This is a genomic window from Pseudomonas sp. Pdm06, assembly GCF_014851795.1.
Classification (GTDB): Bacteria; Pseudomonadota; Gammaproteobacteria; order Pseudomonadales; family Pseudomonadaceae; genus Aquipseudomonas; species Aquipseudomonas fluorescens_AA.
Map to the genome: position 1 here is coordinate 468,333 of NZ_JACVAH010000001.1, position 13,005 is coordinate 481,337.

Genomic DNA, 13,005 nt, shown 5'->3' on the forward strand with positions numbered 1-13,005 from the left:
GGGTTCAACCTCCCAGGTACTGACGTAGTTCTTTTTTGGAGGCTAGTCGTGCGCTGAAAAGACGAACGAAATCTGGCTCACGGTAGGTGTATGCAACGACGAGTACACGACCGCAGGCGTCTTGCCCCATGATAATCCACCGCTTTCATCATGATCATTATCCTCACGCTCAAGAGCCATTTCGTCATAAAACACAGCTTCGGCATCGGCCAGGCTCACCTTGTGTTTCTTCTTGTTAGCGACGTTTTTTGCTGGATCATACTGAGTTCTGAATGTTGTCATTATGCATATTCTATATGTATAAAAAAGACCCTGTGTCAGCCCTTTCGTTTGACTTGCAGCCAGGACGGGTGTGCTCAACCATACGATGAAACCTCAGCCCTTGCTTATGGCGCTGAGCGCTCATTCGTATCGAAATCATTCTTTGCATCCCACCGCCTGAACTGCTGAGTCCAGCTCCGGACACCCTCATCGGAAATTTCCCTCAAGCTGCGTCGCTCCCCGCTGACTATCCACCTAATCACCCCGTGCGCTAAGTTCTTTCCGTCGCTGCAAATTCAGCGGCAGGGTGTGGAAGCCCTTACTCACTAAGGCGCGTAGCGCCGCAAAATTTAAAGCAGGCGCTTTTCTTATGTCTGCTGTTAAATTACGGCGGCTGTACGCGGGGCGTCTTCGGACGCGCCGAGATCCTTAGTGCTCGGACTTCCACACCCGCGTACAGCTGCCACCCATCATGTGGAAGTGATGCCGGCAGATTTTTTCTCACTAAGGAATCAGCCAATGAAAAAACTCACCCCCAACCCTCCGAAAGCCACAGCCCATCCAAGGTGGCTTTCGTCTAGCGTCACCCACGAACATCTCCTGCCAAGTATCCGAATCTCGCTCCCGGATTTGCTCCCTTCGCCAGTGGCATCCCAATTCGCCACTGACCGCCCATCCCCGCAGGAGTAACCCCTTATGTCCCGTTACATGCCCATCACCGGTATCGAAAACAATTTCCACGCGCTGCTGATCGACACGGAAGCGCCGTTGGACGTGTTGCACGACACCGCCGCTTACCGCATCGCCGCTGTCACCCAGTTACTGGAAAACCTCGCCATGCGTTCCGACATCAGCACGGACGCGGTGGTACTCCATGATTTTGCCCAAGTGTTGGCGATCCCCCTGCGCGACGGGTGTGATTTGCTGGATGTGATTGGGCGGCGGTTGCAGGCGCAGGTTCTGGCGTCGTAAGGGAAGTGGGCGACCTCACAAGGTCGTCTGCATTGCCTTGCTCATCATCCTGTGCAGCCTGGAACCTGTGGGAGCGAGCTTGCTCGCGATAGCAGTGGGGCAGTTGATGGCGATGCTGGATGTGATGCCGTCATCGCGAGCAAGCTCGCTCCCACAGTTTTTTCCGAGTTGTTCATAGATATTGCGTTCACCGCAAATCCCTGTGTGGGAGCGGGCTTGCTCGCGAAAGCGGTGTGTCAGTTTGCAGGATGCTGGATGTGCTGCCGTCATCGCGAGCAAGCCCGCTCCCACAGGGTTTGGTGGGTACACAAATGTTGCGTACACCCTCAATCCTCTGTGGGAGCGAGCTTGCTCGCGATAGCGGTGGGTCAGTTGATGGTGATGCTGGATGTGATGCCGTCATCGCGAGCAGGCTCGCTCCCACAGTTTTTTTCGGGTTGTTCACAGATAGTGCGTTCACCACAAATCCCTGTGTGGGAGCGAGCTTGCTCGCGAAAGCGGTGTGTCAGTTTGCAGGATGCTGGATGTGCTGCCGTCATCGCGAGCAAGCTCGCTCCCACAGTTAATCGGCGTGTACCTACCCTTTGCGAACAACGCTTGGGTGGCGTTGATCAGTTCGCACTCGGTGTGCTGCCCAGCCGATGCAACGAAGCACCCTCCAATGTCTTCCACAACTTGCGCATCGTCGGATTGCGATTGGCAATCGCACAATACGAGCGAATCTCCAATCGCGTGCTCCATTGCTCACCGCCGGCCCGCACCAACAGCCCACGCTCCAGCTCGTCGGCCACCGCACTCTGCGGCAACCAGGCCACGCCGTAGCCCTCGATGGCCATGCGCATCAGCAGCATCGCCATGTCCGCTTCATAACAGCGCTCCAGCGCGATGGGTTCAGGGCCGTTGTTGATGACGATGTCGGCGACGCGTCCGAGGAATGTCGTTGCCGTATAGGCCAGGTAGGGCACCGGTTTGCCGGCGCGGCCGGGCAGGCGGAACAGCGGTTCGCCCTTGCGGTTGGGCGCGCATAGGGGGATGAACGCGTCGTGGCCGAGCACCAGGCTGCCAAAACGCTCGGCGTCCAGCAGGATGGGGGCAAGTGGGTGATGGTAGACCATCATCAAGTCGCAACTGCCTTCCTCCAATGCAATGACGGCGTCATGAATGTTGGCGGCCACCACCCGGGCGTTGAACTGCTCGTTGTGTTGCTGGAACTGCGAGAGCCACTTGGGCAGGAAGGTCATCGACAGGCTGTGGCCGGCGGTGATCTGGATGGAGCGTCCCGGCATTCGTTCCACGTCCCGCAGCGTTGAGCGCAACCTCAGTAATCCGGCGAGGGCCTCTCGGCTTTCATCGCAGAAGGTGACTCCCGCGGGGGTGAGTTGGACAGGGTAGGTGCCCCGGTCCACCAGCTTGACGCCCACCCATTCCTCAAGTGAACGAATACGCCTGGACAAGGCCGATTGCGTCACGCATCGAACCTCGGCCGCGCGGGAGAAATTTTTCCATTCGCCAATCGCCAGAAGATCATCCAGCCATTTGAGTTGCATATCGAGAAACTCCCCCCTGTGAGAGCGCGATTTTACTGGGCAATCCTCCAGCATAGCGCGACCTTTCGCTAACTATTCCAAAAGCGCATGGGGTTAGCCGGATTACTCATCATCCTCCCGGATCCGCTCCTTAGAATCGATCCTGCCAAGTAAAAAACTCCAAGAACTACTTGAGGACAGCACCGTGAAGAAAAATAAGCTCCCACGTCGAATTGCACTGGGCATTGCCCTGGGCGTGCTGGTCGGTTGGGCGTGTCACCATTTCGCAGGGAGCGAGCAAAGTGCCAAAGAGATCGCCAGTTACTTCTCGATGGTCACTGATATTTTCCTGCGCATGATCAAGATGATCATCGCGCCCCTGGTGTTCGCGACGTTGGTGGGCGGTATCGCCAGCATGGGCAATTCTCGCTCTGTCGGCAGGATCGGGGCCCGGGCGATGGCCTGGTTTGTCAGCGCCTCGGTCGTCTCGCTGCTGATCGGAATGGGGCTGGTCAACCTGTTTCAACCCGGTGCCGGGCTGAACATGGACATGGCCCAGCACGCAACGGCGGCCGTGCCGGTCAATACCGGCGACTTCAGTCTCAAGGCGTTCATCGGCCACGTGTTCCCCCGCAGCATTGCCGAAGCGATGGCCAACAACGAGATCCTGCAGATCGTGGTGTTTTCGCTGTTTTTCGGCTTTGCGTTGGCGGGGGTGAAGCGGGCGGGCTACACCCGGATCAGCGATTCCATCGAAGAGTTGGCGAAGGTGATGTTCAAGATCACCGACTACGTGATGGCCTTCGCGCCGATTGGGGTGTTTGCCGCCATCGCCTCGGCAATTACCACCCAGGGGCTTGGCTTGCTGGTGGATTACGGCAAGCTGATCGCCGAGTTCTACTTGGGGATCCTGATCCTCTGGGCGTTGCTGTTCGGTGCCGGCTACCTGTTCCTCGGTCGCTCTGTTTTCCACCTCGGCAAGCTCATTCGTGAACCGATTCTCCTGGCCTTTTCCACCGCCAGCAGTGAGTCCGCCTACCCGAAAACCATCGAGGCGCTGGAGAAGTTTGGCGCGCCAAAACGTGTGTCCAGCTTCGTGTTGCCCCTGGGCTATTCGTTCAACCTTGACGGTTCGATGATGTACCAGGCGTTCGCCATCCTGTTCATCGCCCAGGCCTACAACATTGATCTGAGTTTCACCCAGCAGTTGCTGATTCTTCTGACGCTGATGATCACCAGCAAGGGCATGGCCGGTGTCGCCCGGGCTTCGGTGGTCGTGGTCGCGGCCACGTTGCCGATGTTCAATCTTCCCGAGGCGGGGCTGTTGTTGATCATCGGTATCGACCAGTTCCTCGACATGGCCCGTACGGCCACCAATGTGGTGGGTAACAGCATTGCGACGGCGGTTGTCGCCAAGTCCGAATCCCACGAAGAAGCCGACGAGGAAGAGGGTGAACATGCTCCGGCTCGGTCGCGATCCGAGCCGGTGCCGGTGGCTTGAGGAGAGACTCATGAAGGCTAAAGCGAAGTCGAGCCACAAGGCTTCTGTGGTGCGCAAGTTGGGGATCGTCGGTGGGCTTGGGTCACTGGCCGGGGGCGACCTGTTCTACAAGTTGGTCAAGTCCCGGGCGGTGCTCGAGGATCAGGGGCGCTACCATTTCCTGTTCGAGCAGCACCCCTTCAAGGATGTGCTGCTGCCGCTGGACCAGGGCGCGAACATGACGTCGCGCAAGTTCTATGTGTTCCAGGTGTGCAAGTCGTTCGAGGACAGTGGCTTCGATGCGGTGATGCTTCCATGCTTCGCCAGCCATACGTTTCGCGCTGAAATCGAGGAGGCGCTGGGCATTCCTGTGCTGGACATGATGGCCGCCTTGACCCAGCACGTCAGCCACACGGTGCCGTCCCAGGCGACGTTGGGGGTGATCGCCTCCGACTTTGTGCGCCATTGCGGATTGTTCGAGCGACATTTTGGCAAAGACTTTCAGATCGTTTACCCCGAGGCAGACGCTCAAGCAGGTTTGATGGAGGCGATGTACGGCCTCAATGGCATCAAGGACGGTCATCTCGAAGGCGTGCCGCTTGAGGCGGTCTATCGGGCGTGTCTCTCATTGCAGGCCCAGGGGGCGACGGTGATCCTGCCCGGCATGACCGAGCTTTCCCTGGTCTGTGCCGACTTGCAGCGTCGCGGGGTCACTGTGCTGGACATCAATGAGATCTACGCCGACTTCGCGACGCTGGACCAGCAGCCCAGGCGCCCACCCTTCAAGCTGGGCATCGTGGGGGGCGTCGGGCCTGCCGCCACGGTGGATTTCATGGCCAAGGTGGTGGCCAATACGCCAGCGGGAAAGGACCAGGACCACATCAAGATGGTGGTCGAGCAAAACCCGCAGATACCGGACCGGACGGCGAACCTGTTGCGGGATGAGACCGATCCGACGATGGCGATGTACGCCACGTGCAAACGTCTCGAAAGTGCCGGCGCCAACGCCATCGCAATTCCCTGCAACACCGCCCATGCCTTCGTCGACCGGATCCAGGCGCACCTGAGGGTGCCCATCGTGAACATGCTGAGCGAGACGGTGGCGTGGATCGCGGGCACTTATGGTTCGGGCAAGGCGATTGGCCTGCTGGCGACGTCCGGTACGGTGCAGAGCCAGGTTTATCACCAGGCGGCGCGTCATGCCGGGCTCCAGCTTCTTACGCCAGGTGTCGATTACCAGGCGATGGTCATGGACGCCATCTACGGACCACGGGGTATCAAGGCTGGCTTCACGCAAGGGCTCTGCAGGGAGCAATTGTTGCTGGCGGCTGAGCACCTGTGCGAGTTGGGGGCTGGGGTGTTGATCCTGGGATGTACGGAGTTGCCGCTGGTACTGGCGCATTGCAAGGCGTTCGATATCAATGGGCACAGGGTGGCGCTGGTTGATCCGACGATGATCCTGGCGTTGAGGTGTGTTGCGTTGGCGCAAAGGCATGGCTCTGTGGGAGTAAGGCTTGCCCGCGATGAAGCTGATGCGGTCTTCTGAAAGCCAAGGTAACGGCGTCGCGAGCAAGCTTTGCTCCCACAGGGCCATGCTCGATGATGAATCAGCCAGCCTTGGCCGGCCCACGCAACGCCGCAATGTCCCGCTTGGGCGGCACACCAAACAAACGGGCGTATTCGCGGCTGAATTGTGAAGGGCTTTCGTAACCCACCTTGAAGGCCGCACTCGCGACGTCCACGTGTTCGTTGAGCATCAAGCGTTTGGCTTCGTTCAACCGCAGCCACTTCTGGTATTGCAGCGGGCTCATCGCCGTGAGCTGGCGGAAGTGGTGGTGAAACGTCGGCGCGCTCATTTGCACCCGCGCCGCGAGGTCGTCCACGCGCACGGGCTCGGTGTAGTTCAATTTCAGCCAGTCGATGGCCTTGGCGATCCGGTAGCCCTGGCTATCGACCGAGGCGATCTGCCGCAGCCGGGCGGCCTGGTCGCTGAGCAGCAGCCGATAGTGGATCTCGCGCTGGATCAACGGTGCCAGTATGGGAATCGCTTCCGGTTCATCGAGCAACGCCAGCAGGCGTGCGCACGGCGCCAAAAGGTCTGGCGTCGCGGTGCCGGTTCCTGCGCCGATCCCGACCGCTCGATCATGCGGCGGCGACAGGCTGCCTTGGGCGATCAGGTCGGCCACCATGCGCAAGTCGAGCCTCAGGACCAGGCCCAGGCAGGGTTGCTCCGGGCTTGCCTGCAGCACTTCGGAATTGGCCGGGATGTCCAGGGAGGTCATGAGGAACCGGCCGGTGTCGTAGCCATAGGCTTCGCCACCGATCCACACCTGCTTCTTGCCTTGGGCCACCAGCACGATGCTCGGTTCGATCATGCAAATCACCGGCGGCGCCGGGGCTTCACGCCGGAAGAAGACCAGGCCGGGAATGGGCGTTTCGAAGTCGCCCGGGTGTGGTGTCCAGGCGCCAATGATGGCGGTCAATGTCTCTTGTACGGATCTGCGTTGGACGACCATGTCGGCTCCGGGTGTCATCTCGGCTCAAGCGCTATAGGCAGAACATTAACGCGCTAAACGAAGCGCTGCCTATGCGCGATGGAAGAACTCATAGGATCAGGCAAGCATCTCAGCGTAATGCGTTACCGACCGGCCGGATCGAGCGCTGAAAATAGTCCCTCACTCAATCCACCAAAGAATCGCGAGCAAGCTCGCTCCCACAGGGGAGGTGTGGCGGGCACGAAATATGTGAACACCCCATTCAAAACTGTGGGAGCGAGCTTGCTCGCGATAGCGGTCTGCCTAAGGCGGTGGTGTCGGATGTGCCGCCGTCATCGCGAGCGAGCTCGCTCCCACAGCTCCATCAAGCAACACAGGATTGTCATTCAATGACCGATAACTCATTGCCACAAGACCCGCCCGCCTGGGGTGCGGTATTTGCCATGGCGCTCGCCGCATTCGTGCTGGTTGCCTCGGAGTTCATGCCCGTCAGCTTGCTGACGCCGGTAGCGGCCGATCTTCATGTCAGTGAAGGGCAGGCCGGTCAAGGCATTGCCGTCTCTGGCGCGTTTGCCCTGGTCACCAGCCTGTTCATCGCCTCGATTGCCGCCCGGGTCGACCGCAAATGGCTCCTGCTGGGGCTGACCTTGCTGATGATTGTTTCAGGCACCGTGGTGGCGTTCGCACCGAATTACCCGGTATTCATGGTCGGTCGCGCGTTGATCGGCGTGGCGATTGGCGGCTTCTGGTCGCTGTCGGCGGCCACGGCCATGCGGCTCGTGCCGGACGCTCAGGTTCCGCGGGCACTGGCCGTCGTCAATGGCGGCAATGCCTTGGCGACCGTGGTCGCTGCGCCGCTGGGCAGCTTCCTGGGGGCGATCATCGGTTGGCGTGGCGCGTTTTTCTGCATTGTGCCGGTCGCCGCCATCGCCCTGGTCTGGCTGCTGTTGCGCCTGCCCTCCATGCCTTCGAAGGCGAAGCAGGGCAGTACCAACGTCTTCAAGTTGATGACCCGGGCACCGGTCGCGCTGGGCATGCTGGCGGTCAGCACGTTTTTCATGGGTCAGTTCATGTTGTTCACCTACCTGCGACCGTTCCTTGAAACAGTGACGCAAGTGAGCGTTTCAATGCTGTCCTTCATGTTGTTGGTGATCGGTGTGGCGGGGCTGCTGGGCACCTTCCTGATCGGGACCTGCTTGAAAAACAACCTCTATCGGACGCTTATCGTCATCCCCCTGTTGATGGCCGCGATTGCCATTGCCCTGGTGGGGGGCGGCGGCTCGGTAACGATCACGACCCTCCTGCTCGGCCTTTGGGGCCTGGTGGCTACGGCAGCGCCCGTAGGCTGGTGGACCTGGCTTTCGCGAACGCTACCGGAAGATGCCGAAGCCGGTGGCGGCCTGATGGTAGCGATCGTCCAGCTCGCCATCGCAGCGGGCGCGACAGTGGGTGGCCTGCTGTTTGATCTGAGTGGCTATCGCGCGACCTTCGAAACCAGTGCGGCCGTGTTGGCTATGGCCGCTGTGCTGACGGTGCTGGCTGCTCGGTCAGCGGCCCGGGAATCTTCATCGACTACGCAAGCAACGCCTTATAGCACGGTGGGTTGAGATCAGTACCCGTCAGTCGAGGATGAACGGGTGCTGCGCCGCACCAGGCGCATAGGGCGACGGAGCTTCGCGGACGGCGTTTTGGGTCAGGAAGGAGGCGATCAGCAATACGATGCCTATCGCGGCCGGAAGAGCGCCGAGCGGCTTGCGCACACCCAGGTGCGCGGACGCCGACAGTAGCAGGTGATAGAGCATGCCTGCATAGGCCAGGTCGCTGAGCGCCACGCTTGGGCGCGACAGGATGGCGACTACCCCGAGGATTTTCAGGACGGTGAGCATCGGTATCAGGTAGCTGGGGTAACCGAGGTCGGCCAGCGCCTGACCCACCCAGGCCTTCTTGGTGACGTACAGCGTTGCCGACGCCAGGTAAAGCAGGGCCAACGCCGCGGTGCTGAGCCAGTAGAGGTAGTGTTCAATCATGAGGTTTCTCCTGAGTGGGCTGGGTTGAATCGACATGGGGCGAGAATGTCGCCTAACATGAAAGCCCGCAAGAAGGATGAAAAAGTGACGGTTAGTATGGAAAACCAGACTAATGAGGGCGCCGGTATCAACATGCACGAGCAAATGCGCCGCGCATTCGCGCTGCTCTCGGGCAAGTGGAAATTGGAAATCATGTGGTTGCTCAATCAGCGGATCTACCGCTTTGGGGAGCTGCGGAAGGCCATTCCCGGCATCACGCAGCATATGTTGACGGCGCAACTTCGCGAACTAGAGAGGGATGGGCTGGTGTCTCGCACGGTGTTCGCGCAAGTGCCGCCGCGGGTGGAATACGAAATCACGCAGAAGGCCCGAGGGCTTGGGCCGACGATGGAGGCGCTGACGGTTTGGTGGACGGAATATGGCAACAGCGTGCCTGTGAACGGCAGCCCCCGCGGACGCAAAGCCAAAGCAGGCTGACAGGGCGACCGTTGGGCGCTTGAGCTTGGTGGCACATTGATGGCTTGATATGCTCTGGGTTTGTTATCCATCACGTTGGTTCATTGTGACAACAGAGCGAATTTCCCAATTAGAGCAAGCCCTTATGGCCGTGATCGCCGCGGCCGGGAAGATGGGCATCAGCCGCGATGAATTGTGCGCACAGGCCGTTGGCGGGCTGATATCCGATCCGTACTGGAGCTGGGCGGATGTTCGATACGCGCAAGGCGCGGCTGACGAAATCGACAATGCCTTGAATTTACTGGTAGGAAGACCGGCCCAAGAACTGGCGCTACCGGTGCCCGGAAACGATCCAGCACTCGAATCAGCGCCGCAGATCTAGCGTGCCCTCCAATGAAAATGGGCGATCAAGGATCGCCCGTTTACGTTATAGGCCAAGGCCTTCTTCTACCAGCGAGAGCAAGGCGTCCTCGTCCAGAATGGCAGGTTCAGCGGGCTGTTGACCTGTCGAGCGCAGGGCCTGGATATGCCAAAGCGATTCGCCATGCTCACCGAGTGTGCGCACGATGCAGTGTTCCTGCCCTTTCATATGGACTTCAATGCAGCCCTCTCCCTTGGCCGAGAAGCGCGCAATCGGGTCGAATGAAATGCGGCGATGATTGCCTTCGATCATCAGTTGGTCGATGGCGTAGTTGTACGTCGAACCGCTGGAGTGACTTTCAAAGACGTGGGTGGGGTTGCGCCGAATGTCCAGGCCCGCCTCGCACACGGGAGCCAGCCAGGTTTCGATCTGGCGATACAGCTCGTAGACCTGGGCCGGCCAGTGCTCGATCGCCAGGTCGGCGCAGTTGTCGGTATCGGCGCGGGTCTGCTGGGTCTTCCTCAGTTTGGCCGCTAGCTCGTCTGCCTTGCTCATGTCGATTCCCTGTCGTGATGATAGGTTGAGCTTAGCTGATGGGGTGGGGTGTTCATTTGCGCCAGGTCATGGGGGCTTGAAGCAAGCGCTTTCGGCACATGGAAGCATTGCCGAGCGTTCTGTTCATTTCGGCAATGCTTAAACGGCCAAGGCGCTGATCACATGTTTCGGATCATTGTGAATCGCCCGCAGCAGGGCTTTAGCGGGGCCGGTAGGCTCGCGCCGTCCCTGCTCCCAGTTGCGAAGCGTGCCCAGTTGGACATCGATCAGTGCTGCAAATTTGGCTTGGGTCAGGCCGGTAGCCTTGCGTATCGCCTTCACTTGCAGTGCATCGACGATGAATTCCCGTGATGGCTGGCGTTCGCCTCGGACGATTTCATCCATCTGTTGCACGCTTTCCATCAGCTCATCGAAAAATTTGCTCATGGTTATCTCCAGTGCTCGACAATCAATTTCAACGCTTTTCGTTGATCGACAGTCAAGTCTTGCTGTTCATTTTTCGGATATATCATCAGTAACGCGATCCGCGAAGCATGGACGAAGTGGTAGTAGATCACCCTGGCTCCCCCCCGTTTGCCATGGCCTTTGGCTGCGATACGAATCTTTCGGATCCCCCCGGTGGCTTCCATAACTTCACCAGCGGAAGGATTGCAGACCAGTATTTTCTGTAGGACAGCGAAATCATCGTCATCCATCAGTTCTTTGACCCGACGGGTAAAAATTGGAGTTTCAATAAAAATCATTGCTAATGTACGCCATTGGCTTACTTTCGAGCAATCCTATTGAAGCCCGACCTCCGATGCACTCCGTGAGTTGTAACCAAATTCGGGGTGCCCGATGATCAAGGCAAGACGTAGACGAGCACCCACCATGCACATGACAGCTCTAAGCAATAACGATCTGGGACCCTTGCGCGATGTACTCACCCAAGCCGGGCTACCCGTGGACGACCTGTCATATTCCGGTCGACAGTTCTTCAGCTTCAACCACCAGGGTGTCGACGTGGGGTTTGCTGGCATCGAGGGGGAGGGGGGCGAGCGGTTGCTGCGCTCGTTGGTTGTCCTTGAGGGGCAGCGCGGGCGGGGGGCTGGGGTGGCGGTACTGGCCGCTGTCGAAGCGTTTGCAAGACGCGAGGGGGTGGAGCGGCTCCACTTGTTGACCGACAGCGCCGCGGCGTTTTTTACCGGCCAGGGCTATCTGCCGGAGGATCGCTCACTGGCACCCGCGTCAATCAGCGCGACGGCCCAGTTCAAGACCTTGTGCCCGGCCTCGGCGACCTACCTGAGCAAGCGCCTCGTCTAGCGCAACAAATGCACCGCCAGCCCGGCCAACCCGCACGCCAGCAACACCTGGATCACCCCGCACTTGTAGCGAAACAGCGCAACTGCCGCCGCAATCGCGATGATCGCTGACGGCCAGTCCAGTGCACCTGCAAAACCGTTGGGCCAGAGCACGTGGTAACCGAAGAAGCAGGCCAGGTTGAGAATTACCCCGACCACCGCCGCGGTAATCGCCGTCAGCGGTGCGGTGAATTTCAATGCGTTGTGGGTCGATTCCACCAGCGGGCCGCCGGCCAGGATGAACAGGAACGAGGGCAGGAACGTGAACCAGGTCACCAGCGTGGCCGCGACGACCCCGGCGAGGAAGGCCTGTTCGGGACCGAATACCTGCATCACGTAACCTCCGACGAAACCGACGAAGGCCACGACCATGATCAGCGGCCCGGGCGTGGTTTCGCCCAGGGCCAGGCCGTCGATCATTTGTGTCGGCGTCAGCCAGCCGAAGTGCCCGACGGCGCCCTGGTACACGTAGGGCAAGACCGCATAGGCACCGCCGAAGGTCAGCAGCGCGGCCTTGGTGAAGAACCAGGCCATTTGCGTCAATGTGCCGCCCCAGCCGAACACGGCGGTCAGCAGGCCCATGGGCACGATCCACAACAGGGCACCGACGACCACCAGGCGGACCAACCTGGCGGCGCTGAACCGGGCATGCTCCGGGGTTGGCGTGTCGTCGTCGATCAAGGCGGGGCCGAAGGATTTGTGTTGAGTATCGTGACCGCCCAGGCTGAATTTTTCCGGTGCCCAGCGACCGCCGAAGTAACCGATGGCAGCCGCACCCAGCACGATCAATGGGAAGGGGAGATCAAGGGCGAAGATCGCGGTGAACGATGCCGCCGCGATCGCCCACAGCCAATTGTTCTTGAGTGCGCGGGAGCCGATCCGGTGGGCGGCATGCACCACGATGGCCGTCACGGCCGGTTTGATGCCATAGAAAATACCCGCCACCACCGGCACTTCGCCAAAGGCGATGTACAGCCACGACAAGGCGATGAGAATGAACAGCGAAGGCAGCACGAACAACGCGCCGGCGATCACTCCACCCCAGCTTCGGTGCATCAACCAGCCCAGGTACGTCGCCAATTGTTGGGCCTCAGGCCCCGGCAGCAACATGCAGTAATTGAGGGCGTGCAGGAAGCGCCGCTCGGAAATCCAGCGCCGCCGTTCCACCAGTTCCTGGTGCATGATCGAGATCTGCCCCGCTGGGCCGCCGAAACTGATGAAGCCCAGTTTGAGCCAGAACCAGAACGCCTCGCGCAGACTGACGGCGCCGGGTCGGGTCAGGGCCTGTTCATCATCGATTCGGGTCGGTTGGCTCATGGTCGATGGGGCACTTGGAAGTCAAAGGCGACCATACGTTATGGGGCGTTACGCAATTTAGATAGCCCCAGGAAGGTTTGCTTGTAAAAAACAGTCCTTCAACGCTGTCGCAAGTGCGGGTGTGCATGCTCTCGCCACGGGAATTTCTTCGTTCTGAATCGGGCATTTTTGCAAGCCCAGGGGCGGGGTTTTGGATCCACTCCAGCCACCCATCG

15 protein-coding genes and 1 pseudogene are annotated in these 13,005 nt (G+C 59.7%); 7 read left to right on the forward strand and 9 right to left on the reverse strand.

The genetic code is table 11. The annotated features are described in order from the left end of the window. Positions 1–4 precede the first annotated feature (4 nt). Positions 5–130 carry a hypothetical protein gene (locus IB266_RS31025; RefSeq protein WP_412548280.1) on the reverse strand — a complete coding sequence of 42 codons (126 nt, stop codon included), beginning with the start codon at positions 128–130 and terminating at the stop codon, positions 5–7. Further along, positions 127–282: pseudogene (locus tag IB266_RS02060) on the reverse strand (BrnT family toxin); the annotation flags it as partial. The gene IB266_RS31025 and the pseudogene IB266_RS02060, both read right to left, overlap by 4 nt. A gap of 675 nt (positions 283–957) precedes the next feature. On the opposite strand from IB266_RS02060, the gene IB266_RS02065 reads away from it, so the two are divergent. Further along, complete coding sequence (locus IB266_RS02065) at positions 958–1,233, forward strand: hypothetical protein (protein WP_025212783.1); 276 nt, start codon at positions 958–960, stop codon at positions 1,231–1,233. A gap of 611 nt (positions 1,234–1,844) precedes the next feature. Here IB266_RS02065 and IB266_RS02070 read toward each other — a convergent pair. Continuing rightward, positions 1,845–2,780, reverse strand: coding sequence for a LysR substrate-binding domain-containing protein (locus tag IB266_RS02070; RefSeq protein WP_072405372.1), 936 nt, complete (start codon positions 2,778–2,780; stop codon positions 1,845–1,847). A gap of 184 nt (positions 2,781–2,964) precedes the next feature. On the opposite strand from IB266_RS02070, the gene IB266_RS02075 reads away from it, so the two are divergent. Both IB266_RS02075 and IB266_RS02080 read left to right on the forward strand, forming a co-directional pair. Next, positions 2,965–4,260, forward strand: a complete 1,296-nt coding sequence (locus IB266_RS02075) for a dicarboxylate/amino acid:cation symporter (RefSeq protein ID WP_192259842.1) — start codon at positions 2,965–2,967, stop codon at positions 4,258–4,260. Positions 4,261–4,270: 10 nt separating this feature from the next. Then, positions 4,271–5,785: an amino acid racemase gene (locus tag IB266_RS02080; protein ID WP_192259843.1), complete on the forward strand. Its 1,515-nt coding sequence runs from the start codon at positions 4,271–4,273 to the stop codon at positions 5,783–5,785. 61 nt (positions 5,786–5,846) lie between these two features. Here the strand turns inward: IB266_RS02080 and IB266_RS02085 are convergent, their stop codons facing one another. Beyond that, positions 5,847–6,755 carry an AraC family transcriptional regulator gene (locus IB266_RS02085; protein WP_192259844.1) on the reverse strand — a complete coding sequence of 303 codons (909 nt, stop codon included), beginning with the start codon at positions 6,753–6,755 and terminating at the stop codon, positions 5,847–5,849. A 368-nt stretch (positions 6,756–7,123) separates the two neighbouring features. Here IB266_RS02085 and IB266_RS02090 point away from each other — a divergent pair, with 368 nt between their 5' ends. Then, entirely contained in the window at positions 7,124–8,341 is a 1,218-nt protein-coding gene (locus IB266_RS02090; protein ID WP_192259845.1) for an MFS transporter, read from the forward strand. 12 nt (positions 8,342–8,353) lie between these two features. Here IB266_RS02090 and IB266_RS02095 read toward each other — a convergent pair whose 3' ends face one another. Beyond that, a complete protein-coding gene (locus IB266_RS02095; RefSeq protein WP_192259846.1) occupies positions 8,354–8,761 on the reverse strand; it encodes a DoxX family protein in 408 nt (135 codons plus the stop codon). Positions 8,762–8,818: 57 nt separating this feature from the next. On the opposite strand from IB266_RS02095, the gene IB266_RS02100 reads away from it, so the two are divergent. Together IB266_RS02100 and IB266_RS02105 are read left to right on the forward strand one after the other, a co-directional pair. Continuing rightward, the gene (locus IB266_RS02100) at positions 8,819–9,238 is read left to right on the forward strand and encodes a helix-turn-helix domain-containing protein (protein ID WP_318646565.1); all 420 of its coding nucleotides are present in this window, start codon (positions 8,819–8,821) and stop codon (positions 9,236–9,238) included. A gap of 124 nt (positions 9,239–9,362) precedes the next feature. Next, entirely contained in the window at positions 9,363–9,599 is a 237-nt protein-coding gene (locus IB266_RS02105; protein ID WP_192259847.1) for a hypothetical protein, read from the forward strand. A 45-nt stretch (positions 9,600–9,644) separates the two neighbouring features. Here the strand turns inward: IB266_RS02105 and IB266_RS02110 are convergent, their stop codons facing one another. The 3 genes from IB266_RS02110 to IB266_RS02120 form a co-directional block, all read right to left on the reverse strand. Further along, complete coding sequence (locus tag IB266_RS02110) at positions 9,645–10,133, reverse strand: hypothetical protein (RefSeq protein ID WP_192259848.1); 489 nt, start codon at positions 10,131–10,133, stop codon at positions 9,645–9,647. 138 nt (positions 10,134–10,271) lie between these two features. Then, positions 10,272–10,559, reverse strand: coding sequence for a NadS family protein (gene nadS, locus IB266_RS02115; protein WP_060738344.1), 288 nt, complete (start codon positions 10,557–10,559; stop codon positions 10,272–10,274). 2 nt (positions 10,560–10,561) lie between these two features. Then, entirely contained in the window at positions 10,562–10,876 is a 315-nt protein-coding gene (locus IB266_RS02120; RefSeq protein WP_106269851.1) for a type II toxin-antitoxin system RelE/ParE family toxin, read from the reverse strand. Positions 10,877–11,003: 127 nt separating this feature from the next. Between IB266_RS02120 and arsN2 the strand changes: the two genes are divergently transcribed. Continuing rightward, positions 11,004–11,435 carry an arsenic resistance N-acetyltransferase ArsN2 gene (gene arsN2 / locus IB266_RS02125; protein ID WP_192259849.1) on the forward strand — a complete coding sequence of 144 codons (432 nt, stop codon included), beginning with the start codon at positions 11,004–11,006 and terminating at the stop codon, positions 11,433–11,435. Here arsN2 and chrA read toward each other — a convergent pair. Next, a complete protein-coding gene (chrA, locus tag IB266_RS02130) occupies positions 11,432–12,790 on the reverse strand; it encodes a chromate efflux transporter (RefSeq protein ID WP_192259851.1) in 1,359 nt (452 codons plus the stop codon). The genes arsN2 and chrA overlap by 4 nt on opposite strands. Between the last annotated feature and the right edge of the window lie 215 nt (positions 12,791–13,005).

Coding starts and splice junctions, on each gene's coding strand:
- IB266_RS02090 (WP_192259845.1), top strand. CDS start 7,124: ATGACCGATAACTCATTGCCACAAGACCCGCCCGCCTGGGGTGCGGTA.
- IB266_RS02110 (WP_192259848.1), bottom strand. CDS start 10,133: ATGAGCAAGGCAGACGAGCTAGCGGCCAAACTGAGGAAGACCCAGCAG.
- IB266_RS02105 (WP_192259847.1), top strand. CDS start 9,363: ATGGCCGTGATCGCCGCGGCCGGGAAGATGGGCATCAGCCGCGATGAA.
- IB266_RS02065 (WP_025212783.1), top strand. CDS start 958: ATGTCCCGTTACATGCCCATCACCGGTATCGAAAACAATTTCCACGCG.
- nadS (WP_060738344.1), bottom strand. CDS start 10,559: ATGAGCAAATTTTTCGATGAGCTGATGGAAAGCGTGCAACAGATGGAT.
- IB266_RS02095 (WP_192259846.1), bottom strand. CDS start 8,761: ATGATTGAACACTACCTCTACTGGCTCAGCACCGCGGCGTTGGCCCTG.
- IB266_RS02070 (WP_072405372.1), bottom strand. CDS start 2,780: ATGCAACTCAAATGGCTGGATGATCTTCTGGCGATTGGCGAATGGAAA.
- IB266_RS02085 (WP_192259844.1), bottom strand. CDS start 6,755: ATGGTCGTCCAACGCAGATCCGTACAAGAGACATTGACCGCCATCATT.
- IB266_RS31025 (WP_412548280.1), bottom strand. CDS start 130: ATGGGGCAAGACGCCTGCGGTCGTGTACTCGTCGTTGCATACACCTAC.
- chrA (WP_192259851.1), bottom strand. CDS start 12,790: ATGAGCCAACCGACCCGAATCGATGATGAACAGGCCCTGACCCGACCC.
- IB266_RS02080 (WP_192259843.1), top strand. CDS start 4,271: ATGAAGGCTAAAGCGAAGTCGAGCCACAAGGCTTCTGTGGTGCGCAAG.
- IB266_RS02100 (WP_318646565.1), top strand. CDS start 8,819: ATGAAAGCCCGCAAGAAGGATGAAAAAGTGACGGTTAGTATGGAAAAC.
- arsN2 (WP_192259849.1), top strand. CDS start 11,004: ATGCACATGACAGCTCTAAGCAATAACGATCTGGGACCCTTGCGCGAT.
- IB266_RS02120 (WP_106269851.1), bottom strand. CDS start 10,876: ATGATTTTTATTGAAACTCCAATTTTTACCCGTCGGGTCAAAGAACTG.